Below are 25,496 nucleotides of genomic sequence, written 5' to 3'. Positions count from 1 at the left end.
GCCGGCACCCCGGCGGAGCGCATTGCTCAGGCGTCGCGCTTCGCGCGCACCTGACGCTTGGCGCGCATGAGCATGCCGGTCATGCCGGCGATGCGAAGCGGGCTCACGGCCCGCGTCAGCCCGATGCTCTGCGGGAAGTCGTCGGGCACCGCGAGGACCTCGTCGGCGCTGAGGCCGGTCAGACCCTGCGAGAGGATGCTCGCGAAACCGCGGGTCGTCGGCGCTTCGGCGGGAGCCGTGGCGTGCATGGCCACGCGATCGCCGTCGTCGACCGTGACGATGATGAAGACGGGGGACTGGCACTCCACCACGCGCTCACGCAGTTCGGGATGATCGGCCAGGTCGGCCGGCACGTCCGGCAGTTCTTGCGAGAACTCGAGCAGCAGCTGCAAGCGGTCGGGCTCGTCGAGCTCGAGGAACTCGTCGCGGATCTCGGCGAGGCGGGCGGGGAGGGCGTTGTCGGTCATCACCGTCATCCTCCCACGCCCGCGTCGACCGGGGTCAGCGCGAGGGAACCTCGCCGGGCTCCGCACCCGAGACGATCGGCACACGCACCGCGCTGCCCCACTCGGTCCACGAGCCGTCGTAGTTGCGGACGTCGTCGAAGCCGAGCAGGTGCTTCAGCACGAACCAGGTGTGGCTCGAGCGCTCACCGATACGGCAGTAGGCCACGATCTTGTCGCCGTCCGCCAGGCCCGCACCGTCGCGGTAGATGGCATCCAGCTCGTCGCGCGACTTGAAACCGCCGTCCTCGGCTACGGCCTTGCCCCACGGCACGCTCTGGGCACTCGGGATGTGGCCGGCGCGGAGAGCCCCCTCTTCGGGGTAGGCGGGGGCGGTGGTGCGCTCGCCCGAGTACTCCTCGGGGGAGCGCACGTCGATGAGCGGGTTGCCGAGGTGGGCGAGCACATCTTCTTTGTAGGCACGGAGCAGGGAGTCGTCGCGCTCGACGACCGGGTAGTCGGTGGGTTCGACGACCGTCTTGTCGGTGGTGATCGGACGCCCCTCGGCGATCCACTTGTCGCGTCCACCGTCGAGCAGACGCACGTCCTCGTGACCGAACAGCGAGAACACCCAGAGGGCGTACGCGGCCCACCAGTTGTTCTTGTCGCCGTAGATGACGACGGTGTCGTCGCGGGAGATCCCCTTGCGGCTCAGCAGGTCGGCGAAGCCCGCGCCGTCGACGTAGTCGCGCACCACGGGGTCGTTGAGCTCGGTGTGCCAGTCGACCTTCACCGAGCCGGGGATGTGCCCCGTCTCGTACAGCAGCACGTCTTCGTCGGATTCGACGACCACGAGGCCCGGCTGACCGAGGCGCTCCTGGAGCCACTCACCCGTGACGAGCCGTCCGGGCTCGGCGTAGTCGGCGAACTTGGGGGACGTGGTGTCGAACTCGACGGTCACGGGGACTCCTCGGTCAGGGCGATGGATGGCGCGGCATAGGGTGGACACCGCACCATCGACCCTAGATCCGCGGCATGGGGCACGCACCCTCCCCGTAAGACTTGGACACAGGACGGCCATGACCTCCACTCCCGCCACGACCGGCCTCATCCACCTGACCGAGCGCGAGCCCGCCGTCTCCGGTGCCGACATGGTGAGCGCCCTCGTTCCGCCGCCGCAGTTCGACGGCGCGACCTTCGAGTCGTACCGCGCCGACGACGCCTATCCGTCGCAGCGGGAGGCCAAGGAGCTGCTGCAGGAGTTCGCGGGAAAGCAGGCGGCCCCGGCCAAGAAGGGCGGATTCTTCCGCCGTGCCGAGAAGGCGGCCCCCGTCAAGCCGGGCGTCTACCTCGACGGTGGCTTCGGCGTCGGGAAGACGCACCTCCTGGCCGCGATCTACCACGCCATGCCCGCCCGCCGGAAGTACTTCGGCTCGTTCATCGAGTACACCGCGCTGGTCGGTGTGCTGGGCTACGCCAAGGCGGTCGAGCTCTTCCGCGGCTCCGACCTGCTCTGCATCGACGAGTTCGAACTCGACGACCCGGGCGACACGATGGTCATGACGCGCCTGCTCGGGGAGCTCGTGGCATCCGGAACCCGACTCGCCGCAACCTCGAACACCCCGCCGAACGCGCTGGGCGAAGGGCGCTTCGCCGCTCAGGACTTCCTCCGCGAGATCCAGTCGATGGCCGACAGCTTCCGCACCATCCGCATTGACGGGACCGACTTCCGTCAGCGCGCGATCGACGGCGAAGCGAAAGTCCTGTCCGACGAGGGGTATGCGGAGGCGATGGATGCCGCGGCCTCCGACTCCGTGGCATCCGACGACGCCTTCCTGGACCTCGTCGGCCACCTCGCGCGCGTGCACCCCTCTCGGTTCATCCGCCTGATCGACGGGGTCGACGTGATCGGCCTGCGCGACGTGCAGGTGCTGCACGATCAGTCAGCGGCCCTGCGCCTGGTCGCCTTCGTCGACCGCGCGTACGACGCGCAGATCCCGATCCGGGCCACGGGCGTCCCGCTCAACACGGTCTTCAGCGACGAGATGCTGGGCGGCGGCTACCGCAAGAAGTACCTGCGCGCGGTCTCTCGACTGGTGGCCCTCACGCATTCTTGAGGCGAGTTCATCGCCGGTTCGCGGGCGCAGGAAACGCGATGTTTACCGGAGCGGCCCGGCTGTAACGTCCACGAAACACGGGGCGAACGGTCGTGGAACCGGGGCTGTGGACACTGAGGGGACCCGACGCTTTACCTGCGTCCCTGCAGAGAGGTTCCCTCCGAGATGGATCAAGGCAACACCGCATTCATCCTGATAGCAGCCGCCCTCGTGCTGCTCATGACGCCAGGACTCGCGTTCTTCTACGGCGGTCTCGTCAAGGCCAAGAGCGTCATCAGCATGATGATGATGAGCTTCGGCGCGATGGGCCTCATGGGCGTCCTCTGGGTGCTCTACGGCTACGCGATCGCGTTCCCCGCGACCGACGCCGGCGTCACCAACGCCCCGTGGCACATCGACGGCGCTGACTTCGGCCTCGCCAACGTGCTCACCACCCCCGAGGGCGCCGCGTACCCGCCGCTCGCCTTCGTCGCCTTCCAGGCCACCTTCGCCATCATCACCGTCGCCCTCGTCTCCGGCGCGATCGCCGACCGCGCCAAGTTCGGCGCGTGGATGATCTTCGCCGGCATCTGGGCCACGGTCGTCTACTTCCCCGTCGCCAGCTGGGTCTTCAACTTCGGCCTCGCCGAGGACGGCTCCTTCAGCTACGGCGGCTGGATCACCCACGGTCTGCAGGACGTCTTCGGCGTCGGCGCGATCGACTTCGCCGGCGGTACCGCCGTGCACATCAACGCCGGTGCCGCAGCCCTCGCGCTGGCTCTGGTCCTCGGCAAGCGCGTCGGCTTCCAGAAGGGCGCCCACGTCCCTCACAACCCGCCGTTCGTCCTGCTCGGCGCGGGCCTGCTGTGGTTCGGCTGGTTCGGGTTTAACGCCGGCTCCGAGCTCGCGGCCGACAACACCGCCGCCCTGGCCTTCGTCAACACCATCGCCGCTCCCGCCGCCGCCCTGCTGTCGTGGCTGATCGTCGAGAAGATCAAGGACGGCAAGCCCACCTCGGTCGGCGCCGCCTCCGGTGCCGTCGCGGGTCTCGTCGCGATCACCCCGGCCTGCGCCGCTCTGACGCCGATCTGGGCCATCGTGCTGGGCCTGCTCGCCGGCGCGGTCTGCGCCCTCGCCATCGAGCTCAAGTTCAAGCTCGGCTTCGACGACTCGCTCGACGTGGTCGGCATCCACCTCGTCGGTGGTCTGCTCGGAACGCTCTACCTCGGCATCTTCGCCAACACGAGCGGCCTCATCTACAGCGGCTCGTTCAACCAGCTGGTCGTCCAGGCGATCGCGGCCCTGGCGGTGCTGGTCTACTCCTTCGTGCTGGCCTTCATCATCGGCTTCGCGATCGAGAAGACCATCGGCTTCCGCGTCAAGAACGAAGACGAGATCGCCGGTATCGACACCGTCGTGCACGGCGAAGAGGGCTACGTCCTCTCCGACGTCCGCGGCTGACACCCGCTGCACCCCGAACGGGGCGTCGCCGATTCGTCGGCGGCGCCCCGTTCCGCATGCCTAGGGTGTGGGTATGGGAACCACCTCTCGTCTGCTGTCGGCTGTCCTCGGGCTGTTCCGTTCCGTGCCGCCGGCATCGCCCGCGCGTCGCTCGACCCCCGCGCAGCCCACGTCGCGTCCGCTGGCCCCACGCGGCACCGAGACGGTCGAGATCGACCCGCCGACGCGTCTGGCGCTCTCGTACGCGCCCCAACGTGACAATGCGCCCGACGGGGGCGAGATCGCGTGGACCTGGGTGCCCTATGAGGAGCGCGACGGCCGCGGCAAGGACCGCCCCGTCCTCGTCATCGGGCGAGCGGATGCCACCCGCTCGTACGCCGTACGGTTGACCAGCAAGCCGCACGACGGCGACCGGCAGTACCTGTCCCTCGGCACGGGGGACTGGGACCCCCAGCGGCGCCCTTCGTGGGTCGACGTCGAGCAGCTCTATCTCGTGCACGACTCCGGCATGCGTCGCGAGGCCGCAGCCCTCGACCGCAAGCGCTTCGACGCCGTCGCGGCCGCTCTCGCGGCGCGCTACGGGTGGTCGCGCGCCTGACTCGGCAGCTCGTCAGCCCCCGTCCTCCGGCGCGCAGGGTTCGTGAGAGCTACGTGAGATTCCTCTCATCTAGCGGGGATTTTCTCGGCGAAGCGTTCGTTCTCGCCCGAGGTCTCGATAAATTTCTGCCGTGCCGTTGGATCCCGAAGAATCGTTCGCGCAGGTCGAAGCCGACGTTCGTCGCGCCGAGCTGCGCGCCGCGCAGATGCCCGCTTTCGAGGCGACGGTGGCTTCGGTGCGCGGTACCGGGCGCTCTCGCGGTCGCGACGTCATCGCCCAGGTGGACTCGGGTGGCCGCGTCGTCGACCTTCGGCTGAGCGAGGCCGCGCTCGCACGCGGTGCCCAGCGGCTGTCCGCCGAGATCCTGTCGACGATCCGGCAGGCCGAAGCCGACGCGCGCGAAAGCACTCTGCGCGCGGTGGCCGAGCTCCTGGGCGCCGACGACCCCATCTTCGCGCAACTGCGCGACGCCGAACCCGTCTCACCCGAGAGGACTCTGCATGGCTGATGACATCGCCGTCGACTTCGATCGACTCCGACAACATGCCGCTTTCGTCGACTCCCTCGTGGGCGACGTGGGATCGGCTCTCTCTGTGCTGCGCGGCGGCGATCTCCTTCCCGAAGCATTCGGCCTGCTGTGCGCCTTCCTCGTGCCGCCGGGTCTCGCCCTGTCGGCGGCCGCCACGGGACTCCTCGGCGAAGATCAGTCGCTCCTGATGCGCACCGCGGGCGAGCTCCGGCAGACCGCCGACCAGTGGGAGCAGTTCGAGAGCGACACCATCGCGACCATCCGGTCGCTCGAATCGGCGATGGGGGCCTGATGAGTACCGTCGTCGCCCCCGGCACCACGTTCTCGGGCAGCCGTGTCATCCAGTCCGGCCGCGCCTTGGCCGACGCCGTGAAGAGCGGCAACTGGCTCGACGGCGGCATGGCCTTCCTCGACACCCTCGGCGATGCGGCCGCGGCCCTCACCGACCCCATCGGCACGCTCACGTCCTGCGGTCTCGGCTGGGTCATGGAACACCTCAAGCCCCTGAGCACCTGGCTCGACCAACTGGCGGGGAGCGCCTCGAACGTCGCCTCCGTCGCGTCGCAGTGGGTCTCGGCCGGCTCGTCGATGCGCCAGGCCGGGGCGGACCTCACCCGTCGCCTGAGCGACCTCGACGGCATGACCGGCGGCAGCATCGCCGCTTACGTGCGATTCGCCACCGACGCCGCGCAGCACCTCGGCGCTTCGGGGGAGTGGGCAGAAGCCGCGGCCAGCGGCCTCACCTCCGCCTCCACGCTCGTGACGAAGATGCAGGGCGTGGTCAAGTCGGCGATCTCGAAGGTCGTCGCGACCGCCATCGAGGCCATGGCGGTCGTCGCCGCCTCGTTCGGCCTCGGAATGGGCTATGCCATCGCCCGCGTCGTTATGAAGGTCAACGAGATGGTCAACAAGGTCGTACGGCCACTGCGTGCCGTCCTCGGTTCGGTGAAGGCCCTGACGGGCCTCGTTCAGCAGCTGCGCGGCGTCTTCGACCGCACGTCGACCACGACCGCCGCCGCTCTGCAGAGCGGCGCGCAGGCGATCCGCATCGATGCGGGCAGTGTCGTCGACGCGTCCGACGCCACGCGATACGGCAACAGCGCCGCCCAAGACCTGACGATCCGGAACGAGCGCGCGAACGGGGTCGCCTACCGCCCGTTCGCCGTCTCGGGCGAACACGCCTCGGGCGACTTCTACCTCAGCGGCGCGCAGCCGCTGTCCGGTACCCCCACGCCCGACGGTTCGGTCGTTGGTCAGGCCTCCCTGGGCGGACTCGGCGGTGCCGGAGGTGGAGGGTCTCTCGGGGGTCTTTCACCCCTGGACGCTAAGACGATAGGCGGTGTCCACAGCAGTAGCGGGCTCCTCATCGGTGGGACCACCGGGGGAGTGGCGATGGCCGCCACGTCGATGACGTCGGCGCAGGGGACGGGACCCGGGGGCCTGCGACCCCCCATGACGGGAGCGGGCACCTCGAACGGGGCGGGCACGGGCAGCAGACAGAAGCTCGGCCAGCGCCGCCGCGATCTCCGCGTGGTCATCGAAGACGACTGACGCGCGATTCCGCGATGCCCCGGCATCCGACCTCACAAAGGACGGGCGTCGGGGCGTTTCGCGTGCGCCCGGCGCTCGACGACCGATCGCCGAAACCGACATCGGGCCGGCACACGCCGTCCATGGCGTTCCTCGAGCCCTCCGCGGGGTTTGCCGTGGCATCCGGGAAACAGAAAACCCCCGGATGACCGGGGGTGTGACTGTGGGCGATGCCGGACTCGAACCGACGACCTCTTCCGTGTGAAGGAAGCGCGCTACCAACTGCGCCAATCGCCCTCATCCCGAACGGGACTCATCGATCGTACCGGATGCCGAGAGGTGCTTCGAACCAGTGCCCGGAGACACGCGCGGGGCGCGCCTCGTTTTGCGCGCGCGCTCAGATCAGGTAATGTCTTACGAGTGCTCGGGGCAAGCCCCGGGAACGAAATGCGGATGTAGCGCAGTTGGTAGCGCACAACCTTGCCAAGGTTGGGGTCGCGAGTTCGAGTCTCGTCATCCGCTCGAGTGGAGGGATCTCCGTCTGGGAAACCGACGGAGCATCACGACACGTGGGTCGAACCACATCACGGTGGCGTGGCCGAGCGGCTAGGCACCGGCCTGCAAAGCCGTTTACACGGGTTCGAATCCCGTCGCCACCTCGCCTCACAATAGAACAGCCTGTATAGGCGCGATTGGCGCAGCGGTAGCGCGCTTCCCTGACACGGAAGAGGTCACTGGTTCGATCCCAGTATCGCGCACCACCTGAGAGACCCCCGGTTCGCCGGGGGTTTCGTCGTTTGCGGGCACGCGCACGGCCCCGATGACGAAGTATCCGAAACACCCCGATCGTGGTCGTCGCCGCATCCACCCCGGTCGAGAACGAACAGACGCCCGTCGCACAGCAAGACAGGCACGGGATCGGGGCTACGCCACCCGAGCACGCGGCCAGGGTCAGAAGGAGCTCGACCGAGATGGTCGGGCATACCGTCATCTCGGGAGTGGTCGCTCCCGCCGCCAGGAAAGGGGGCTGCGGAGTGCCTGGCGGCGGGAACACAACGACACTACGCCATGTCCCCCATTTGGGGGACACGCTGCAGCGATTCTTGCGCTGTCCTTGCGCGGATCTTGCGCTCCTCGATCCCTGAAGGGGTCCGTACGCACAGCGGGCGCATCGCCGACGCTCAGTATCGTGATCGGGCACCCCCGCAGCCCCGCCGCTGACGCTCGAATCCGCCCCGGCGGCACACGAAACGAGACCCCGTGACCAGCGATTCCCCCCTCTTCTCCACCCCGTCCGGTCCGATCCGCGGGCGCCGCGACGGCGCGATCCTGCGCGCGAGCGGCATCCCGTACGCGCGCGCCGAGCGATTCGGGCGGCCGGAGCCGATCCCGGATCGAGCCGCGGATGACGTCCTCGACGCCCTCGCGCCGTCACCAGCATCACCCCAGGCGCCCACCCCGCTGATGGAAGCGCTCGGCGACCAGACCGGTGGACTCCCGATCCGCGAGGACTGCCAGCACCTCACCGTCACCGTGCCGGCCGATCAGAGCCCCGACGACCGGCCTCTCCCGGTGATGGTGTGGATCCACGGCGGTGGGTACACCAGCGGCGCGGGCGACCTGCCGGTCTACGACCCCGCCGTCCTCGCGACCGAGCAACGGGTGATCGTCGTGACGATCACCTACCGCCTGGGTCTGCTCGGGTACCTCGGCAACCGTGCGGGGCGTCCGGCGAACCTCGGCCTGCTCGATCAGCTCGCGGCCTTCGAGTGGGTGCAGCGCAACATCGGCGGTTTCGGGGGAGACCCCGCTCGGGTCACGGCGTTCGGGCAGTCCGCCGGCGGAGATGCGGTCCTGCACCTCATGGCCGTCGATCGAGCACGCGGGTTGTTCTCGCGCGCGATCGTGCAGAGCGCTCCCATGGGCACCATGGGCGGTCGCGTGAAGCTCGCAGCCGCGATGAGCGCGGCATCCGCCGGGCTCACGCCGACCTCACCGGTGAACGAGCTGGCACGATTCCAGGCCGACGCACTCGGCGCCTCGCGTGGCTTCGGTCGCTTCTCGCTCATGCCGTTCGCACCGCAGCCGGGCCTCGACCCGCTGCCCTCCGAGAAGGAGATCGAGAAGCGGTGGTTCGAGCGGGCGATCGACGTCCCTCTGCTCATCGGTGTGACGGCCGAGGAGACCCGGCTCTTCCTGCCGGGGATCTCGCTCCTCGACGGGCTGCGGGCCGTACCGGCGCTGCACGGGCTCGCGTCGACCGCCCTCGACAGGGCCATGAACGCCGTCGTCTACGGCCGTCCGGCGCGCCGGCTCGCCCGCGACTACCGCCGTGCGGGTGGGACGGCACTGCGCTATACCTTCCGCTGGCGGGCGAACGACGTCTACCGCGCGTCCCACGCGATCGAGGTGCCCTTCGTGTTCGGCACCGAATCGACCGGGACGCATCTCGCCCCGTATGCGGGAGCGCGCTCCGATGACCTTTCGGCCGTCGGAAAGAGCATCCGGTCCCTGTGGGGCGCTTTCGCGCACGGTCGCACCGAGGACATGGCATCCGTTCCCGGCGTCATCGACCTGTACGGAACCCGAGGTGGGCCGTCGGCGCAACCCACCACCGCGGATGACCCTGCGCGATACGGTGACACGATGACCGTCCCCGACACCTCGTGGCGCGAGATCGCCGCCTCGCCGTTCGTCTCGCTCGGCACGTACCGCCGCAACGGTGCGCTCGTGGCGGTTCCCGTCTGGATCGCCCGCGACGGAGACGAGCTCGTCGTCACCAGCGAGCGCTCCACGGGCAAGGTCAAGCGCCTGCGCAACGACTCCCGTGTCACGCTGCAGCCCTGCAGTCGGATGGGCGCGGTGGAACCCGGCGCCCTCCGGGTCGAGGCCGAGGGACGGATCGCGGGTCCCGCCGCCGAGGACGACCGCGCGAATGCCGCGCTGAAGCGAAAGTACGGCTTTCAATTCCGCGCCATCCTCGGCTTCGAGGCGCTCGTGCGACGGATCCAGCGCAAGCCCGGCGACCGCGTCATCATCCGTATCTCGCGCGGCGTCTGACCCGCGGCGGCCGTCGTCCGTGCCGCGTCGGCCGTCATCCCGCAAACGCAATCCTCTGCGAGGGGACTTGCGTTCGTCCGCATTCCGGGAGACCGTTCACGCAGAGAAAGCGGTCGCCCCCGAACGCCGCGTTCCCGCTCTCGCCGAGAGGCGCTGCACATGGGCGGCGACACCCGGAGGTCATCATGGGCAAGTTCATCTACGACGGCACGATCAACACCGATTTCGAAGACCGACTGCTGGCGCACCTGCAGGCGGTGATCATGGCGAAGGTCCGCCGCGGCGAGAGCTTCCCGTTTACGTGGAAAGACGACGTCAGCACGGGAGGCGGACGCACCACGGTCTACATCCACCCGCACGTGTCGATGGTGTTCAAGTTCCACGGAAGTCGCACGCCACAACTCAGCACCGCCTGGCTGCACGCTCTGACCTACAACGCGAACTCCGGTCGCGGCCTCTACGTGGTCGCCGAACCGGACGAGTTCGCGCCGCGCGAGAAACCGCGTCGGGGGGAGATGGTCTTCACCGAAGTCCCGAACGACCAGGCTCCGCGGACACAACAGGGCTGAACGGGGAATGGATGCCGGCACCCCGGCGGTTGCACCGCAGATGAGCGACTGGACCACCACGAAGCCGTACTTCGAGACCGACGCCGTGGCGCATCTCGCGACGCTGATGCGCGACGGGTCTCCGCACTCGATTCCGCTCTGGATAGGTGTGGACGGCGAACGGCTCATGCTGTTCACCGAGGTCGACACGCTCAAGGACCGCAATCTGCGACGGGACCCCCGCGTCGCCGTCTCGGTCACGGCGGCCGACAACAGCTATTCGATGGCGTTCGTGCGCGGTGTGGCCGTGGACCGTATCGACGGAGACGCCGCCCTGCCGTACGTCGATCGGATCGCGCGCCTCTACACCGGAGAGGACTACGGCATGCGCGAGGGCCTCGCCGTGTGGTTCGTCGAGCCGCACAAGGCGTGGTCACGCACCTACGAGGACTGAGCGCTCACCAGACGAGCGGCAGGACGCCCAGGAGCAGAATGACCGGGGCGATGACCGCCCCGAGCAGGACGAACCGGCTCCAGCGCACCTCGACGCCCGCGGCGACGAGGCGGTCGTGCCAGAGCAGCGTCGCGAGCGACGCCCACGGAGTGACGATCGGCCCGGCGTTCACACCGATCAGCAGCGCCGCCAGACGGACGGGCGAACCCGCCGCCGACTCGAGGGCGAGGTAGGCGGGCAGGTTGTTGATGCCGTTCGCCGCGAGGGCGCCGACCCCCGCGAGCTGCCAGAGCGAGACCAGATCGTCGCCGGAACCGGCGAGCACCGAGGTGATCCGCCCGATCCCGAGGGCTTCGAGCGCCCCGACGGCCAGGAACAGACCGCCCGCGAACACCAGCAGCGACCAGGGCACCAGACGGATGCCGAGAGCCCGCGGCGCGCGCCACGCGAACGCGGCGATCAGGACGACGGCAGCTCCCGTGGCCGGTATCCATGGTTCGAGTCCGACGACCAGCAGGGGCAGCAGAGCGACGGTGACGACCGCCGACACGCGCAGCAGCAGACGGTCCGAGACCTCGGGGGAGGCGGCATCCGGGTACGTCTTCGGCAGACGCCGCAGGAAGACGAGCGTCAGCACGATGACCGACACCGCGATGGCGATGAGCGCCGAGGGGCCCAGCAACGCGAGGAAGGCGACGGGATCGTGTCCTCCGCCCAGCGCCTCGGAGGCCAGCAGGTTGGTGAGGTTGGACACCGGGAGCACGAGCGAGGCGGTGTTGGCGAGCACCACGGTGACGAAGGCGAACGGGAGCGGGTCGAGCCGGCGGGCCACGGCCATCGCAACGACCACGGGGGTGAGCAGCACCGCGGTCGTGTCGAGCGACAGGAACGCCGTCGCCACCGTGGCCAGGGCGACCACGAGCACCCACAGCAACGCGGTGCGCCCGCGAGCGAGCTTCGCCAGACGGGCGGCCACGACGTCGAAGAGCCCCGCTTTCGAGGCCAATTCGGCGACGATCGTCACCGCCACGACGAACAACAGGATGGGCCAGACGCGGTCGGCGACGGCGAGGGCGGCGTCGGCGGGGAAGACGCCGGTGAGCAGCGCGATGATCCCGAGGATCCAGAGCACGCCGCCGATGATGGCCAAAGTCACCGCTCCACTATGGGGCACGTCGCGTGCGGTCGAGACCACGCCCGCCGGGTAGCCTGGAAACGACCCCTTCAGGAGATGTTCTGTGACTGATTTCCCCGCCGATGGCTTCGCCCTCTTCCCCGACCGTTCGGTCGTCGCTCTGCGCGTCAACGGGGAGTTGAAAGACCTGGCCACGACCGTGACGGCTGACGACCAGGTGGAGCCGGTCACGATCGACAGCGCCGAGGGCCTGTCGATCCTGCGCCACTCGACCGCGCACGTGCTCGCCCAGGCCGTGCAGCGCGTCAAGCCCCAGGCGAACCTCGGCATCGGTCCGCCCGTCACCGACGGCTTCTACTACGACTTCCAGGTCGACGAGCCCTTCACCCCCGACGACCTCAAGGTCATCAAGAAGGAGATGGAGCGCATCGTCCGCGAGAACCAGCGGTTCGTGCGCCGCGTCGTCACCGACGACGAGGCCCGCGCCGAGCTCGCCGACGAGCCGTTCAAGCTCGAGCTCATCGGACTCAAGGGCGGCTCGGCCGAGGCGGCCGAGGGTGCCTCCGTCGAGGTCGGCGCCGGCGAGCTGACGATCTACGACAACGTCACCCGCGACGGCGAGACGGCATGGAAAGACCTCTGCCGCGGGCCCCACGTACCCGGCACCCGCCTGATCGGAAACGGGTGGGATCTCACCCGCATCGCCGGAGCCTACTGGCGAGGCAGCGAGAAGAACCCTCAGCTGCAGCGCATCTACGGCACCGCCTGGCCCACCAAAGACGAACTGCGTGCCTACCAGCACCGTCTCGAGGAGGCCGCGAAGCGCGATCACCGCAAGCTCGGCAAGGAGCTCGACCTCTTCTCGTTCCCCGACGAGATCGGCCCTGGGCTCGCGGTGTTCCACCCCAAGGGCGGCATCATCCGCTACGAGATCGAGCGCTACATGCGCGAGCGGCTGCTCGCGAGCGGCTACGAGGTCGTCAACACCCCGCACATCACCAAGGGCGACCTGTTCATGACGAGCGGCCACCTGCAGTGGTACGCCGACGGCATGTACCCCCCGATGGTGCTCGACGAGGTCGTGGACGCCGACGGGCATGTCTCGCGCGAGGGCCAGGAGTACTACCTGAAGCCCATGAACTGCCCGTTCCACAACCTCGTCTTCCGCTCGCGCGGCCGCAGCTACCGCGAGCTGCCCCTGCGGCTCAGCGAGTTCGGGTCGGTCTACCGCTACGAGAAGAGCGGCACCCTCTCGGGCCTCACGCGCGTGCGCGGCATGACCCAGGACGACACGCACATCTACGTCACCGCCGACCAGGTGAAGGGCGAGCTCACCCACAGCCTCGACTTCGTCCTGCAGACCCTGCGTGACTACGGTCTGAACGACTTCTACCTCGAGCTGTCGACGAAAGAAGAGGGCAACCCGAAGTTCATCGGCGACGACACGCTGTGGGTCGAGGCGACCGAGACCCTGCGCGAGGTCGCCGAGGCATCCGGCCTCGAGCTCGTGCCCGACCCGGGCGGGGCGGCCTTCTACGGCCCCAAGATCTCGGTACAGGCTCGTGACGCGATCGGTCGCACGTGGCAGATCTCGACGATTCAGCTTGATTTCAACCAGCCGGAACGCTTCGAGCTGGAGTACACCGGTCCCGACGGTGAGAAGCACCGCCCGGTCATGATCCACCGCGCGCTGTTCGGTTCGATCGAGCGCTTCTTCGCGATCCTGCTCGAGCACTACGCCGGCGCGTTCCCGGTGTGGCTCGCGCCCGTGCAAGTCGTGGCCGTCCCCGTCGCCGCCGAATACGGCGACTACCTCCAGGGCATCGTGGCCGATCTGAAGACCAAGGGCGTCCGCGCCGAGGCCGACCACAGCGACGACCGCATGCAGAAGAAGATCCGCACGCACACCACGCAGAAGGTGCCGCTCATGCTGATCGCCGGTGAGCAGGACCGCTCGAACGGTACGGTCTCGTTCCGCTTCCGCGACGGCACCCAGCTCAACGGCATCCCCGTCGACGAGGCCGTCGCTCGCATCACCGGCGCGATCTCGGGCCGCACCCTCGTCAACACCGCCGAGGACCTGGCGTGACGACCGATCCGGATGCCGTCGGGGAGGGCTCGTCGTCGGTGACCGGTCCAACGCCCGCCGCCGACGCGTCCGGACCGGCGACGACCGACGCCGAGCTCGTCGACGCGATGAAGCTCCCGGGCGTGCCCGACGAGTTCCAGCGCCTGTGGACGCCGCACCGCATGGCGTACATCTCGGCCGGACGAGAGCCCATGGAGCAGAACTGCCCGTTCTGCGCCGCACCCGGCAAGTCCGACGAAGACGGACTGATCGTCGCGCGCGGGGAGACCGCGTACGTGCTGCTCAACCTGTTCCCGTACAACTCGGGCCATCTGCTCGTGTGCCCGTACCGCCACATCGCGACCTACGATCAGGCCACCGCGGAGGAGGTCGCCGAGATCGGCGCGCTCACGCAGCGCGGCATGAGGGTCCTGCGGACGGTGTCGAACTGCGACGGCTTCAACCTGGGCATGAATCAGGGCGCGATCGCGGGGGCGGGCGTCGACGGGCACCTGCACCAGCACATCGTGCCGCGCTGGGCCTCGGACGCGAACTTCTTCCCGATCATCGCGAAGACGAAGGCGCTCCCGCAGTTGCTCGGCGACGTTCGCCGCACGGTCTCCGAGGCCTGGGACGACTGAGCCGGCTTATCCACAAGCCCCACCCGGGCGGACGGCACTCTCGCTAGGTTGAACCTATGAACGCTCGGACTCGCCCTCTGGTTCTCTCTCTCACGATCGCCGCCGTCCTCCTGGGAACGACCGCATGCATCCCGCTGCCGAGCCCGCTCGGGCCCGACGGGGCCGCGGGGCTGCCGACCTCGGCCCCGGACGGTGCACAGAGCCCCGCGCCCGAGGAATCGACGTCGGCCGACCCCGACGACGTGTCCGACGTCTTCGCGGAGCGAGAGGAGTACTTCCGCGAGCAGCAGCTTCCGATGGACGGTTCACCGCTCGTCGCGGTGACGCCCGCCCAGAAGGAGTTCATCGCCGAGCAGCGGGCCTACGTCGAGCAGCAGGGTGCGGTCTGGACGTCCGCCGACGAGAGCCTGGCCCTCGCCCTCGCGGGGGATGCCTGCGAGACGGCGATCCTCAATCGCCACCAGGTCGACGCCACGACACTGAACACGCACGTCGCCACGTCACCGTTGTTCGCCCAACTCGTCCCGAGCGACCTCCAGAGCGAAGCGCGCAGTCAGGCCGAGAAGCCCATCGCGAGTGTCATGGTCTTCGGAGCGACCTTCATGTGCCCCGCCGACGGCGACGCCTGGGTCGCCGCGTACAAAGAGGTGTACGGCGGCTGAGCCGTCGCCGACACGTGAGGCGTGTCAGCGCACCTGACGGACCGTGAACTGCAGGCGGGGGTTCGCGTAGGCCTCCTGCGACTCGACGAGACGCAGTTCGCGCGAGCCCGACTCGAACGTGTTCGACAGCAGATCGAAAACGCTGGATGCCGTGCGCGCCAGAGCGTCTGCGGCATCGCCGCTGCGACGGTAGTGGGCGGTGAAGAGCGCCGCCGTCACATCCCCGGAGCCGTTGGCCTTCATCGGGATCAGAGGCGTCTGCACGATCCACGCGCCGGCGTCGTCGACGACCATCATCTCGATGGTGTCGGCCTCTCGATCGGGGCGTTCGACGCTCGTGACGAGGATGGTCCGCGGGCCGCGCTCCCGCACGAGGTCCGCCGAGGCGAGGGTCGAATCGATGCTGTCGGGCTGGGTGCCGGTCAGGAAGCCGAGCTCGAACTGGTTGGGGGTGAGGATGTCGGCCACGGGCACGACGCGCTCGCGCAGCAGCTCGGGAATCGCGGGCGCCACGAAGCACCCCGACTTGGCGTTGCCCATCACGGGGTCGCAGGCGTAGACGGCATCCGGATTCGCCTTCTTGACCCGCGCGACGGCGTCGATGATGACATCGGCGATCCCCTCGCCGCCCTGGTAGCCCGAGAGCACCACGTCGATCTCGGGGAAGACTCCGCGGTCCTCGATGCCGGCGAGCACGTCGGCGACGTCGGCGGGGGAGATCAGGGGGCCGCGCCAGGCGCCATAGCCGGTGTGGTTCGAGAAGTTGACCGTGTAGACGGGGAGAACCTCGACACCGATGCGCTGCAGGGGGAAGACGGCGGCGGAGTTGCCGACGTGCCCGAACGCCACGGCCGACTGGATCGAGAGAACCTTCATGCCTCGATCCTCCCACCTCGGGCACCCGGCCGGAGCGCACCCGCGGCGGCGGCGAGATCGTCGGCGAGGGCGGTGGCCGAGGCCTCGTCGAGGTCGTGCACCGTCAGGCGCAGGAAGGCGCCCGCGTGGTCGGCGGAGAGGAAGAACGGGTCACCCTCGCGAACCAGCCACCCCCGGCGCATGAGTTCCTCGCGCACCGACGCCGCGGGGACCGGGAGCGGTACCCAGAGGTTGAGTCCGTCGCCGGGGTCGACGGGGAGTCCGCGGTCGGTGAGTGCCGCGGCGAACGCCGCGTTGCGTGCGGCGTAGTGCTCGGCGGCCGCCTCGATGTCGGCCCGCACCGCGTCGTCGGTGACGAGGCCGAGGGTCATGCGCTGCAGGAGGTGGCTCACCCACGTCGTGCCGGGTGTGAGGCGCACGGCGAGCCCGTCGGCGGTGTCGGGATCGGATGCCGTGACGGCGAGGCACGTGTCGGGTCCGAGGAACTTCGACATCGAGCGGATGCGCGCCCATCGGCGCTGCGCGGAACCGATGACCGAGTGCAGGGGAGCCCGGGACAGGAGCGAGAAGTGGTCGTCCTCGATGACCAGCACGTAGGGGTACTCCACCAACACCTCGCGCAGGGCCGCCGCGCGCTCGGCGCTGAGGCTCGCGCCGGTCGGATTGTGTGCGCGGGGTGTGCAGATGACGGCGCGAACGCCCGCCTCCAGGGCCGCGCGCAGCCCTCCGACGGTCATGCCCTCGGCATCCACCGCCACCGGCACGGCGCGATACCCGCCGGTGCGGACCGTGTGCAGCGCCGACAGGAAGCACGGGTCCTCCAGCGCCACGGCGTCGTCCCGCCGCAGGGCTTGGGCGAGCAGACGCTCGATCGCGTCGCTCGCCCCACTGGTCACGGTGATCAGCAGGTCGTCGTGGGGGAGCTGATCGGCCATCCATCCGCGCGCCCAGGCCTCCAGGCCGGGGTCGATGACCGGCTCGCCGTAGAGGACCGGTCGGGTCGAGCGCGCCAGGGCCGCGGTGGGATCGGGGATGAGGGCGGGGTCGGGATTGCCGGTGCCCACATCGCGCAGCACGGTGTCGGGCGCGTACCCCTCTTGGGCGACGGCGGTGCGGTCGGCCACGCGCGTGCCGCCGCGGCCGCGCGCCTCGACGAGCCCCGCCTGGGCGAGCTGACGGTAGGCCGCGACGACCGTGTTGCGATTGACGCCGAGGTCGGCGGCGACAGCCCGCACCGACGGCAGAAGCGTGCCCGGCGAGAGCTCACCGCGCTCGATCCGCTCGCGCAGATCCGCGGCGATGGCGGATGCCGAACGGCCGGTCATGTCGATGGTCATAGGCCCCCCTGGGTCAGGATCAGCCTATGTCCTGAGCCATGCTACGGTTTGGCCTAAGCCAATGATCGCGCCCCGAAGCGCGGAACTCGCGCCCCCGGGCGCCGAACGGAGTGGACATGACCGACACCGGAACCTCCCGCGTCAAGCGCGGTCTCGCCGAAATGCTCAAGGGCGGCGTGATCATGGACGTCGTCACCGCCGACCAGGCCCGCATCGCCGAAGACGCCGGCGCCGTGGCGGTCATGGCGCTGGAGCGCGTTCCCGCCGACATCCGCGCCCAGGGCGGCGTCGCCCGCATGAGCGATCCCGACCTGATCGACGACATCATCGCGTCCGTGTCGATCCCCGTCATGGCCAAGGCCCGCATCGGCCACTTCGTCGAGGCGCAGATCCTGCAGGAGCTGGGCGTCGACTACATCGACGAGTCCGAGGTCCTCTCGCCCGCCGACTACGTGAACCACATCGACAAGTGGAACTTCACCGTGCCGTTCGTGTGTGGCGCGACCAACCTCGGCGAGGCGCTGCGCCGCATCACCGAGGGCGCGGCCATGATCCGCTCGAAGGGCGAGGCCGGCACCGGCGACGTCTCCGAGGCCACCAAGCACATCCGCACCATCCGTAGCGAGATCAACGCCCTGCGTGCCAAGACCAAGGATGAGCTCTACGTCGCCGCCAAGGAACTGCAGGCGCCCTACGACTTGGTCGCCGAGATCGCCGAGACCGGCGAGCTGCCCGTGGTGCTGTTCACCGCCGGGGGAGTGGCCACTCCCGCCGACGCCGCGATGATGATGCAGCTCGGCGCCGACGGCGTATTCGTCGGCTCGGGCATCTTCAAGTCCGGCAACCCCGCCGAGCGCGCCGCGGCGATCGTCAAGGCCACCACGTTCCACGACGACCCCAAGGTCGTGGCCGAGGCCTCGCGCGGCCTCGGCGAGGCGATGGTCGGCATCAACGTCGCCGACCTCCCCGCGCCGCACCGCCTCGCCGAGCGTGGCTGGTAACCCCCGCGTCGGCGTTCTCGCACTCCAGGGGGACGTGCGGGAGCACCTCGCCGTCCTGACCGCCCTCGGTGCCGACGCCCGCCCGGTGCGTCGGCCCGAGGAGCTCGCCGCCGTGGAGGGCCTCGTCCTCCCCGGCGGCGAGTCGAGCGTCATCGACAAGCTGGCGCGCGCCTTCGACCTCTTCGACCCCATCCGACGGGCGATCGCGGACGGGATGCCGATGTACGGCACGTGCGCGGGACTCATCCTGCTCGCCGACCGCATCGACGGCGCCATCACCGGCCAACGGACCTTCGGCGGCATCGACGCGCGGGTCGCGCGCAACGTCTTCGGCAGGCAGACCGCCTCGTTCGAGACCGACCTCGACGTCCCCGCCCTGGGTGATCCGCCGGTGCACGCCGTGTTCATCCGCGCGCCCGCGGTGGTCGAGTGGGGCCCGGATGCCGAGCCCCTGGCATCCCGCCCCGATGGACGCGTCGTCGCGATCGAGCAGGGCGCCCTGCTGGGCACCGCGTTCCACCCCGAGTCGACGGGGGAGACGCGCTTCCACGAGCGGTTCCTGGACCACGTGTCCCGCCGACGCGGCACGCGCGCGCCCGCGCTCTAGACTGGAAAACATGTCCGGACACTCCAAATGGGCCACGACCAAGCACAAGAAGGCGGTCATCGACTCCCGCCGCGCCAAGTCGTGGGCCAAGCTCATCAAGAACATCGAGGTCGCGGCGAAGCTCGGTGGAGCCGACCTCCAGGGCAACCCCACCCTCTTCGACGCCGTCCTCAAGGCAAAGAAAACCTCGGTCCCCAAAGACAACATCGATCGCGCCATCAAGCGCGGCGCCGGTATCGGCGGCGAGGCCGTCGAGTACTCCTCGATCATGTACGAGGGCTACGGACCCAACGGGGTGGCCTTCCTCATCGAGTGTCTGACCGACAACAAGAACCGCGCCGCGGCCGAGGTGCGCACCGCCCTCAGCCGTAACGGCGGCACTCTCGCCGACCCGGGCAGCGTCGCCTACAACTTCAGCCGCAAGGGCGTCATCGTGGTCCCCTCCGAGGGCACCACCGAAGACGACGTCATGCTCGCGGTCCTCGAGGCCGGAGCCGAAGAGGTCGAGCCGCACGGCGAGGGCTTCGGTGTCATCACCGAGGCCTCCGACCTCGTGTCGGTGCGCAGCGCGCTGCAGGATGCGGGCATCGAGTACGACTCCGCCGACGTCGAGTTCGTCCCCTCTCTCAAGGTGGAGGTCGACGCCGACACCGCCCGCAAGGTGTTCCGCCTCATCGACGCCCTCGAAGACAGCGACGACGTGCAGAACGTCTACACGAACTTCGACATGAGCGCCGAGGTCCAGGCCGAGCTCGAGAACGACGAGTAAGGGCGCGCCCTTCGTCTCGACACGGCCCCTGCGCTTAGCGTGGGGGCCGTGTCTCGTTCCCTCCGCGTCCTCGGCATCGACCCCGGCCTGACCCGCTGCGGCCTCGGCGTCGTCGACGTCTCGCCGAACCGCACGGCCTCGCTCGTGCACGTGGGCGTCGCCCGCTCCGCCCCGACGGATCCGATCGAGAAGCGTCTCGCGGCGATCGCCGCCGGCATCCGCGAGGTACTCGCCGCACATCAGCCGCACGTCGTCGCCGTCGAGCGTGTCTTCGCCCAGAACAACCTCCACTCGGTGATGGGCACCGCTCAGGCCAGCGGCATCGCCCTGATGCTGGCTGCCGAACACGGACTCACCGCCGCGACCCACACGCCCAGCGAGGTCAAGGCCGCGATCACCGGGTACGGCTCCGCCGACAAGCTGCAGGTGCAGACGATGGTCGCCCGGGTTCTGCGCCTCGACGCCCTCCCTCAGCCGGCGGATGCCGCCGACGCCCTCGCCATCGCTCTGTGCCACGCCTGGCGCGGGGGAGCGGCCGCCCCCTCGGGAGACGGCACCCTGACCCCCGCGCAGAAGGCCTGGAGGGATGCCGAGAAGAAGCGGACCCCGCCGACGCGTGTCGCTCGAACACATGTACGAACGGGAGCGTAGGCTGTCGGGATGATCTCCTCGCTGCACGGTACGGCGGCTCACGTCGCCGACGACTCGCTGGTCATCGTGGTGGGAGGTATGGGCTTCTCCGTCGCCGTGACCGCGCAACTCGCGCGGACGGTGCATGTCGGCGATGACGTCCACCTGCACACCAACCTCATCGTGCGCGAGGACGCGTTGTCGCTCTACGGTTTCGAGGCCCGCGAGGAGCTCACCGTGTTCACCCAGCTGATCAGCGTCACCGGCGTCGGCCCGAAGTCCGCCCTGGGCGTGCTGTCGTCGCTCACCGTGCCGCAGATCGCCCAGGCCGTGGCCGACGACGACGACGCCCCCTTCCGCCGCGTCTCGGGCATCGGCCCCAAGACCGCGAAGCTCATCGTTGTCCAGCTCGCCGGCAAGCTGCAGGTCGCCCCGGCCGCCGCGCCCGCCGCCGCCTCGCCGCACGGCCAGGTCCCCGTGCAGGTGACGCAGGCGCTCGTGGGCCTGGGCTGGACGGAACGGACGGCGGCCGAGGCCGTGGCATCCGTCGCCGAAACGGCCTCCGATGCCGACCGTGCCTCGGTGCAGTCGCTTCTGCGCCTCGCCCTCGCCCTGCTGGGTCCCGCCCGCAAGGAGAGCGTGAGTGGCTGACGTCCGCGATGCCGGGACGCCCGACGACGAGGTCGAACTCGCCATCGAGGGCGCCCTGCGCCCCACGTCGCTCGCCGAGTTCGTCGGCCAGCAGAAGGTGCGCGGCCAGCTGCAGCTGCTTCTCGACGCCGCGCGGATCCAGCAGCGTTCGCCCGACCACATCCTTCTCTCGGGCCCTCCGGGGCTCGGGAAGACCACCCTCGCGATGATCGTCGCGCACGAGAGCGGTCGACCCCTGCGTCTGTCGAGCGGGCCCGCCATCCAGCACGCGGGCGATCTCGCAGCCCTGCTGTCGTCGCTCACGCCGGGCGAGGTCCTCTTCATCGACGAGATCCACCGCATGGCGCGCTCGGCGGAAGAGATGCTGTACCTCGCGATGGAGGACTTCCGCATCGACATCATGGTCGGCAAGGGCGCGGGCGCGACCAGCATCCCCCTCGATCTCGCGCCCTTCACCCTCGTCGGTGCCACGACACGCGCGGGACTGCTGCCGAACCCGCTGCGCGACCGCTTCGGTTTCACCGCCCACCTGGAGTACTACGAGCCGGACGAGCTGGAGCGGGTCGTCTCGCGCTCGGCATCCATGCTCGATGTCGGTCTTCCCGGCACGGCACGCTCCGAGATCGCCCGCCGCTCGCGCGGAACGCCCCGTATCGCCAACCGTCTGCTCCGCCGGGTCCGGGACTACCTCGTCGTCAACGGCCCGTCCACCGGCACCGACGAGGGTCACGCCGACGTGCGGACGGTCGGGGCCGCGCTCGATCTGTACGACGTCGATGCGATCGGTCTCGACCGCCTCGACCGCGCCGTGCTGGACGCCCTCGTCCGCCGCTTCCGCGGGGGACCGGTGGGGCTCAGCACCCTCGCCGTGGCCGTGGGAGAAGAACCCGAAACCATCGAGTCGGTCGTCGAGCCGTATCTCGTCCGCATCGGTTTCATGGGGCGCACCCCCCGCGGACGCGTGGCCACTCCCGAGGCGTACGAGCACCTCGGAGCACCCCACCCCGACGGGATGATCCGGTTCAGCCAGGGGTCATGACCTATACTCGGCGGGGGATTCCCCGACCCCCGCTAGGCAGTGCCGCACGGCGCGCCTGATCTGAAAGGTGCACCGCCTCCATGGACTCCAGTTTCCTCCTGCTCATTCTGTTCGCGGGCCTGCTCGTCTTCATGTTCCTGAGCTCCCGTCGCCGCATGAAGAAGCAGAAGGCCGAGCTCGAGCAGAAGGCTCGCGAGACCGTCCCCGGCGCCGAGGTGCTGCTGCAGGGTGGGCTCTACGGCACCATCGTCGAGTACGACGGCGAAGACCTCGACAAGCCCGCGCACGTGGAGATCGCCCCCGGTGTCGTCATCAAGGTGCACAGCCAGGCCATCCTCCGCATCGTCGACCCCGCCGCCGGCACGGTGACCGAGGACGAGTTCATCGAGGCGGAAGAGACCGAGGCCGAGTACGTCGCCGGTGTCGCCGACGGCGACATCACCTCGATCAGCGACGACCAGCGCTCCGCCCGCCAGCACGCCGCCGACGCGGAGCGCGACGACAAGGACCGCCCCGCGGTCTGACCGCCCCTCCCGACTTCTCGTCCACCGCCGCACAGAAAGCCGACTCCGTGGCGCCCTCGACTCCTGTCCGTCACGCCTGGCGCGTTTTGACCGGATTGCTCGCCATCACCGGCGTGCTCCTCGGCATCAACGCGCTGGGTGTGTACGTCTTCAACGCCAGTTCCTGGACCCCCGAGCTCGCACTCGACCTCCAGGGCGGAACGCAGATCATCCTGCAAGCCCAGACCACCGACGGCGCCGCGCCCGACAGCGAACAGCTGGCACAGGCCGTCACGATCATCCGCCAGCGCGTCGACGCCTCGGGTGTGGGGGAAGCCGACGTCGCCACCGAGGGTGGCCGCAACATCGTCGTGCAGATCCCCGGCCAGGCCGACGAGGCCACGCGGCAGCGCATTCAGAGCTCGGCTCAGCTGCAGCTGCGCCCGGTACTGTTCAGCGGTTCACCGGCGACGTCGTTCGTGGGTCAGGACGGCGTATCGACGCCGTACCCGACGCCCGACCCGGCCCTGCCGGCGACGCCCACGGCCTCGCCGACCAACGCGAGCGATCCGGCGTACATCACTCCGGCCCTGCAGGCGGAGTTCCTCGCGTACGACTGTGCCAACCCGCCGAGCAACCCCGCCCAGGCGCCCGCGGACCAGCCGATGATCACGTGCGGGACGAACGACGGGCAGAAGTACATCCTCGGCCCCGTCGAGCTCGACGGCACCGACATCTCCAACGCCACCAACGGCCAGGAGCAGAACACCGGGCAGTGGGCGGTGAACCTCGTCTTCAACGACCAGGGCACGCAGAAGTTCGCCGAGATCAGCCAGCGTCTCTACGGCCAGCAGGCGCCGCTGAACCAGTTCGCGTTCGTGCTCGACGGCTCCGTGTTGTCTGCGCCCGTGATGCAGGGGATCATCGTCGACGGACGCCCCAGCATCACCGGGTCGTTCACGCAGGAGTCGTCGAAGGCCCTCGCCGACCAGCTCAAGTACGGGGCGCTGCCGCTCAGCTTCCAGGTGGTCAGCTCCGACACCGTGTCGGCGACGCTCGGTTCGCAGCAGCTGCAGGTCGGCTTCATCGCCGGTCTCATCGGCCTGGGGCTCGTCGCGATCTACTCGCTCATCGTCTATCGAGCGCTCGGTACGGTGATCATCGCCTCGCTCGGTGTGATGGCGGTGCTGACCTATCTGGCTCTGTGCATCCTCGCCTGGCGAGCGGGCTTCCGCCTCTCGCTCGCGGGTGTGGCGGGTCTGATCGTGACCATCGGCTTCACCGCCGACTCGTTCATCGTCTACTTCGAGAGAATCCGAGACGAGCTGCGCGACGGCAAGTCGATCACTGCTGCGGTGGAGGACGGCTGGTCGCGCGCCAAGCGCACGATCTACATCTCGAAGTCGATCAACATCCTCGCGGCCGTGGTCCTCTACATCCTCGCGGATGCCACGGTGAAGGGGTTCGCGTTCACGCTCGGTCTCACGACCGCGATCGACATCCTGATCTTCATCCTCTTCACGCACCCCGTGATGCAGCTCCTCGCCCGTACGCGGTTCTTCGGCTCCGGCCACCCCCTGTCGGGGATGGACCCCAACGCCCTCGGTGCCGTCTACCGCGGCCGCGCGCAGTTCCGGGCACCCGTGGTCGACGCCGGCCGGGTGAAGAAGTCGCGCGGCGAGGCGCAGCGCCGGCAGACGATCGCCGAACGCAAGCAGGCCGAACTGGCTGCCGCCAGCCGCGGCGATAGCCGCTCCACGAAGGAGGGAGACGACTGATGCGCTCCATGTCGCAGCTCGGTAACGACCTCTACTCGGGGAAGACGTCCTTCCCCTTCGTGCAGCGTCGTCGCCTGTGGTTCATCATCGCCGCGGTCCTCGTGATCGGCGCGGCGCTCGTGCCGCTGTTCCGCCCCGTGCAGTTCTCGATCGAGTTCACGGGTGGCTCGCAGTTCACCGTCTCGAACCCGTCGACGTTCGATCAGGCTCCGGCGACGCAGGCCGTGACCTCGGTCGTCCCGGAGGCCACGACCCGCGTCACCACGATCAGCGATCAGTCGGTGCGCGTGCAGACCGACCAGCTGGACAACGACCAGACCCAGGCGGTGTCTGCCGCCCTCGCCACGGCGTACGACGTGCCCGCCTCGGAGATCACGAACTCGTTCATCGGCCCCACCTGGGGCAACGACGTCACCCGTCAGTCGCTCTGGGGTCTGTCGATCTTCCTCGCGCTGACGTTCCTGATCCTGGCGCTCTACTTCCGCACGTGGAAGATGTCCGTCGCCGCGATCATCGGCCTCGTCGACGTGCTCGTCATCACCATCGGTGTCTACGCCGTCTTCGGCTTCGAGATCTCGCCGGCGGCCGTCATCGGCTTCCTGACGATCCTCTCGTACGCCCTCTACGATACGACCGTCGTCTTCGACAAGGTGAGAGAGAACACCAGAGAAGACGGGGAGATCTCCGGCCGCACGTTCGCCGAGTCCGTGAACCTCGCCGCGAACCAGACGCTGATCCGCTCGATCAACACGACGGTCGTCGCGATCCTGCCCGTCGGCGCGATCCTCTTCATCGGTGTGCCCCTCGGTGCACGCACGCTCAGCGACATCTCGCTATCGATCTTCGTCGGCACGATCGTCGCCGCGTACTCGACCCTGTTCGTCGCCGTACCGATGTACGCGCTGCTGCGCGAGAAGGAGAAGCCGATCGCCCAGCGCGATGCGCGCGTCGTGGCGGCTCGCGAGAAGGCGGGCGTCCCGGCCTGAGGCCGGGGCACCGCCCCTCCCGTCCTACCCGCGGACCCGCCGGGGACCCGTGCCGCGAGGCATAGACTTGACCGACTAGCCGTAGGAAGGGGTG

The 25,496-nt window shown here is 69.3% G+C and carries 26 protein-coding genes and 4 tRNA genes; 24 read left to right on the top strand and 6 right to left on the bottom strand.

The window, feature by feature from the left end; all coding sequences use genetic code 11:
* Nucleotides 1-26: 26 nt before the first annotated feature.
* Entirely contained in the window at nucleotides 27-467 is a 441-nt protein-coding gene (locus J2X55_RS14120; protein WP_309824156.1) for a SufE family protein, read from the bottom strand.
* Between the two features lie 34 nt (nucleotides 468-501).
* Entirely contained in the window at nucleotides 502-1,404 is a 903-nt protein-coding gene (locus J2X55_RS14115) for a sulfurtransferase (RefSeq protein ID WP_115918407.1), read from the bottom strand.
* A gap of 118 nt (nucleotides 1,405-1,522) precedes the next feature.
* Between J2X55_RS14115 and zapE the strand changes: the two genes are divergently transcribed.
* The 6 genes from zapE (at nucleotide 1,523) to J2X55_RS14085 (ending at nucleotide 6,678) form a co-directional block, all read left to right on the top strand.
* Nucleotides 1,523-2,560, top strand: a complete 1,038-nt coding sequence (gene zapE, locus J2X55_RS14110; protein WP_115918409.1) for a cell division protein ZapE — start codon at nucleotides 1,523-1,525, stop codon at nucleotides 2,558-2,560.
* 165 nt (nucleotides 2,561-2,725) lie between these two features.
* A complete protein-coding gene (locus tag J2X55_RS14105) occupies nucleotides 2,726-4,000 on the top strand; it encodes an ammonium transporter (protein ID WP_115918411.1) in 1,275 nt (424 codons plus the stop codon).
* A 73-nt stretch (nucleotides 4,001-4,073) separates the two neighbouring features.
* Nucleotides 4,074-4,598, top strand: a complete 525-nt coding sequence (locus J2X55_RS14100) for a type II toxin-antitoxin system PemK/MazF family toxin (protein ID WP_309824153.1) — start codon at nucleotides 4,074-4,076, stop codon at nucleotides 4,596-4,598.
* A gap of 130 nt (nucleotides 4,599-4,728) precedes the next feature.
* Complete coding sequence (locus J2X55_RS14095) at nucleotides 4,729-5,106, top strand: YbaB/EbfC family nucleoid-associated protein (RefSeq protein ID WP_115918415.1); 378 nt, start codon at nucleotides 4,729-4,731, stop codon at nucleotides 5,104-5,106.
* A complete protein-coding gene (locus J2X55_RS14090; protein ID WP_115918417.1) occupies nucleotides 5,099-5,419 on the top strand; it encodes a type VII secretion target in 321 nt (106 codons plus the stop codon). Before J2X55_RS14095 ends, J2X55_RS14090 begins: the two co-directional genes overlap by 8 nt.
* Nucleotides 5,419-6,678 (top strand): hypothetical protein, encoded by a 1,260-nt coding sequence (locus tag J2X55_RS14085; protein ID WP_309824150.1) that lies wholly within the window; start codon nucleotides 5,419-5,421, stop codon nucleotides 6,676-6,678. The genes J2X55_RS14090 and J2X55_RS14085 overlap by 1 nt, the downstream gene beginning before the upstream one ends.
* Before the next feature lie 203 nt (nucleotides 6,679-6,881).
* Here J2X55_RS14085 and J2X55_RS14080 read toward each other — a convergent pair.
* A tRNA-Val gene (locus J2X55_RS14080) sits at nucleotides 6,882-6,954 on the bottom strand.
* Between the two features lie 152 nt (nucleotides 6,955-7,106).
* Here J2X55_RS14080 and J2X55_RS14075 point away from each other — a divergent pair.
* From J2X55_RS14075 to J2X55_RS14050, 6 genes are all read left to right on the top strand, one after another.
* Nucleotides 7,107-7,179, top strand: a tRNA-Gly gene (locus J2X55_RS14075).
* 66 nt (nucleotides 7,180-7,245) lie between these two features.
* Nucleotides 7,246-7,316 (top strand) — tRNA-Cys (locus J2X55_RS14070).
* A 27-nt stretch (nucleotides 7,317-7,343) separates the two neighbouring features.
* Nucleotides 7,344-7,418, top strand: a tRNA-Val gene (locus J2X55_RS14065).
* A gap of 499 nt (nucleotides 7,419-7,917) precedes the next feature.
* Nucleotides 7,918-9,717 carry a PPOX class F420-dependent oxidoreductase gene (locus J2X55_RS14060; protein ID WP_309824148.1) on the top strand — a complete coding sequence of 600 codons (1,800 nt, stop codon included), beginning with the start codon at nucleotides 7,918-7,920 and terminating at the stop codon, nucleotides 9,715-9,717.
* Nucleotides 9,718-9,902: 185 nt separating this feature from the next.
* A complete protein-coding gene (locus J2X55_RS14055) occupies nucleotides 9,903-10,286 on the top strand; it encodes an ATP-dependent DNA ligase (RefSeq protein ID WP_115918513.1) in 384 nt (127 codons plus the stop codon).
* A gap of 7 nt (nucleotides 10,287-10,293) precedes the next feature.
* Entirely contained in the window at nucleotides 10,294-10,719 is a 426-nt protein-coding gene (locus J2X55_RS14050; protein WP_309824146.1) for a TIGR03618 family F420-dependent PPOX class oxidoreductase, read from the top strand.
* Between the two features lie 4 nt (nucleotides 10,720-10,723).
* On the opposite strand, the gene J2X55_RS14045 is transcribed toward J2X55_RS14050, so the two are convergent.
* Nucleotides 10,724-11,875 (bottom strand): SLC13 family permease, encoded by a 1,152-nt coding sequence (locus J2X55_RS14045; RefSeq protein WP_309824144.1) that lies wholly within the window; start codon nucleotides 11,873-11,875, stop codon nucleotides 10,724-10,726.
* Between the two features lie 82 nt (nucleotides 11,876-11,957).
* Here J2X55_RS14045 and thrS point away from each other — a divergent pair, with 82 nt between their 5' ends.
* From thrS to J2X55_RS14030, 3 genes are all read left to right on the top strand, one after another.
* Nucleotides 11,958-13,943 carry a threonine--tRNA ligase gene (thrS, locus tag J2X55_RS14040; protein WP_115918520.1) on the top strand — a complete coding sequence of 662 codons (1,986 nt, stop codon included), beginning with the start codon at nucleotides 11,958-11,960 and terminating at the stop codon, nucleotides 13,941-13,943.
* 107 nt (nucleotides 13,944-14,050) lie between these two features.
* Nucleotides 14,051-14,563: an HIT domain-containing protein gene (locus J2X55_RS14035; RefSeq protein WP_115918952.1), complete on the top strand. Its 513-nt coding sequence runs from the start codon at nucleotides 14,051-14,053 to the stop codon at nucleotides 14,561-14,563.
* 56 nt (nucleotides 14,564-14,619) lie between these two features.
* Complete coding sequence (locus J2X55_RS14030) at nucleotides 14,620-15,225, top strand: hypothetical protein (RefSeq protein WP_309824142.1); 606 nt, start codon at nucleotides 14,620-14,622, stop codon at nucleotides 15,223-15,225.
* 24 nt (nucleotides 15,226-15,249) lie between these two features.
* Here the strand turns inward: J2X55_RS14030 and pdxY are convergent, their stop codons facing one another.
* The gene (pdxY, locus tag J2X55_RS14025; RefSeq protein WP_115918522.1) at nucleotides 15,250-16,101 is read right to left on the bottom strand and encodes a pyridoxal kinase PdxY; all 852 of its coding nucleotides are present in this window, start codon (nucleotides 16,099-16,101) and stop codon (nucleotides 15,250-15,252) included.
* Nucleotides 16,098-17,438 (bottom strand): aminotransferase class I/II-fold pyridoxal phosphate-dependent enzyme, encoded by a 1,341-nt coding sequence (locus J2X55_RS14020; protein WP_309824141.1) that lies wholly within the window; start codon nucleotides 17,436-17,438, stop codon nucleotides 16,098-16,100. The genes pdxY and J2X55_RS14020 overlap by 4 nt, the downstream gene beginning before the upstream one ends.
* A gap of 116 nt (nucleotides 17,439-17,554) precedes the next feature.
* On the opposite strand from J2X55_RS14020, the gene pdxS reads away from it, so the two are divergent.
* From pdxS to secF, 9 genes are all read left to right on the top strand, one after another.
* Complete coding sequence (pdxS, locus tag J2X55_RS14015) at nucleotides 17,555-18,439, top strand: pyridoxal 5'-phosphate synthase lyase subunit PdxS (protein ID WP_181906484.1); 885 nt, start codon at nucleotides 17,555-17,557, stop codon at nucleotides 18,437-18,439.
* Entirely contained in the window at nucleotides 18,429-19,046 is a 618-nt protein-coding gene (gene pdxT, locus J2X55_RS14010) for a pyridoxal 5'-phosphate synthase glutaminase subunit PdxT (RefSeq protein ID WP_309824140.1), read from the top strand. Before pdxS ends, pdxT begins: the two co-directional genes overlap by 11 nt.
* A 10-nt stretch (nucleotides 19,047-19,056) precedes the next feature.
* Nucleotides 19,057-19,815 carry a YebC/PmpR family DNA-binding transcriptional regulator gene (locus tag J2X55_RS14005; protein ID WP_115918526.1) on the top strand — a complete coding sequence of 253 codons (759 nt, stop codon included), beginning with the start codon at nucleotides 19,057-19,059 and terminating at the stop codon, nucleotides 19,813-19,815.
* Between the two features lie 48 nt (nucleotides 19,816-19,863).
* Nucleotides 19,864-20,466, top strand: coding sequence for a crossover junction endodeoxyribonuclease RuvC (gene ruvC / locus J2X55_RS14000; RefSeq protein WP_115918527.1), 603 nt, complete (start codon nucleotides 19,864-19,866; stop codon nucleotides 20,464-20,466).
* Between the two features lie 9 nt (nucleotides 20,467-20,475).
* Nucleotides 20,476-21,096 carry a Holliday junction branch migration protein RuvA gene (ruvA, locus tag J2X55_RS13995; RefSeq protein ID WP_309824139.1) on the top strand — a complete coding sequence of 207 codons (621 nt, stop codon included), beginning with the start codon at nucleotides 20,476-20,478 and terminating at the stop codon, nucleotides 21,094-21,096.
* A complete protein-coding gene (ruvB, locus tag J2X55_RS13990; RefSeq protein WP_115918531.1) occupies nucleotides 21,089-22,135 on the top strand; it encodes a Holliday junction branch migration DNA helicase RuvB in 1,047 nt (348 codons plus the stop codon). The genes ruvA and ruvB overlap by 8 nt, the downstream gene beginning before the upstream one ends.
* 80 nt (nucleotides 22,136-22,215) lie before the next feature.
* On the top strand, nucleotides 22,216-22,659 hold the full coding sequence (gene yajC / locus J2X55_RS13985; protein WP_115918533.1) for a preprotein translocase subunit YajC: 444 nt from the start codon (nucleotides 22,216-22,218) through the stop codon (nucleotides 22,657-22,659).
* Nucleotides 22,660-22,706: 47 nt separating this feature from the next.
* Nucleotides 22,707-24,416 carry a protein translocase subunit SecD gene (gene secD, locus J2X55_RS13980; protein ID WP_309824137.1) on the top strand — a complete coding sequence of 570 codons (1,710 nt, stop codon included), beginning with the start codon at nucleotides 22,707-22,709 and terminating at the stop codon, nucleotides 24,414-24,416.
* Nucleotides 24,416-25,402 (top strand): protein translocase subunit SecF, encoded by a 987-nt coding sequence (gene secF / locus J2X55_RS13975; protein ID WP_309824135.1) that lies wholly within the window; start codon nucleotides 24,416-24,418, stop codon nucleotides 25,400-25,402. The genes secD and secF overlap by 1 nt, the downstream gene beginning before the upstream one ends.
* The last annotated feature ends 94 nt before the right edge of the window (nucleotides 25,403-25,496 follow it).

The sequence above is a fragment of the Microbacterium sp. 1154 genome (assembly GCF_031455375.1).
GTDB lineage: Bacteria > Actinomycetota > Actinomycetes > Actinomycetales > Microbacteriaceae > Microbacterium.
Note: the sequence above shows the minus strand (reverse complement) of the source record. Positions and strands in the feature narration are given on the sequence as shown.

Coding starts and splice junctions, on each gene's coding strand:
- J2X55_RS14120 (WP_309824156.1), bottom strand. CDS start 467: ATGACCGACAACGCCCTCCCCGCCCGCCTCGCCGAGATCCGCGACGAG.
- zapE (WP_115918409.1), top strand. CDS start 1,523: ATGACCTCCACTCCCGCCACGACCGGCCTCATCCACCTGACCGAGCGC.
- J2X55_RS14105 (WP_115918411.1), top strand. CDS start 2,726: ATGGATCAAGGCAACACCGCATTCATCCTGATAGCAGCCGCCCTCGTG.
- J2X55_RS14100 (WP_309824153.1), top strand. CDS start 4,074: ATGGGAACCACCTCTCGTCTGCTGTCGGCTGTCCTCGGGCTGTTCCGT.
- J2X55_RS14090 (WP_115918417.1), top strand. CDS start 5,099: ATGGCTGATGACATCGCCGTCGACTTCGATCGACTCCGACAACATGCC.
- J2X55_RS14085 (WP_309824150.1), top strand. CDS start 5,419: ATGAGTACCGTCGTCGCCCCCGGCACCACGTTCTCGGGCAGCCGTGTC.
- J2X55_RS14055 (WP_115918513.1), top strand. CDS start 9,903: ATGGGCAAGTTCATCTACGACGGCACGATCAACACCGATTTCGAAGAC.
- J2X55_RS14050 (WP_309824146.1), top strand. CDS start 10,294: ATGGATGCCGGCACCCCGGCGGTTGCACCGCAGATGAGCGACTGGACC.
- J2X55_RS14035 (WP_115918952.1), top strand. CDS start 14,051: ATGAAGCTCCCGGGCGTGCCCGACGAGTTCCAGCGCCTGTGGACGCCG.
- J2X55_RS14030 (WP_309824142.1), top strand. CDS start 14,620: ATGAACGCTCGGACTCGCCCTCTGGTTCTCTCTCTCACGATCGCCGCC.
- pdxY (WP_115918522.1), bottom strand. CDS start 16,101: ATGAAGGTTCTCTCGATCCAGTCGGCCGTGGCGTTCGGGCACGTCGGC.
- J2X55_RS14020 (WP_309824141.1), bottom strand. CDS start 17,438: ATGACCATCGACATGACCGGCCGTTCGGCATCCGCCATCGCCGCGGAT.
- pdxS (WP_181906484.1), top strand. CDS start 17,555: ATGACCGACACCGGAACCTCCCGCGTCAAGCGCGGTCTCGCCGAAATG.
- J2X55_RS14005 (WP_115918526.1), top strand. CDS start 19,057: ATGTCCGGACACTCCAAATGGGCCACGACCAAGCACAAGAAGGCGGTC.
- ruvA (WP_309824139.1), top strand. CDS start 20,476: ATGATCTCCTCGCTGCACGGTACGGCGGCTCACGTCGCCGACGACTCG.
- yajC (WP_115918533.1), top strand. CDS start 22,216: ATGGACTCCAGTTTCCTCCTGCTCATTCTGTTCGCGGGCCTGCTCGTC.
- secF (WP_309824135.1), top strand. CDS start 24,416: ATGCGCTCCATGTCGCAGCTCGGTAACGACCTCTACTCGGGGAAGACG.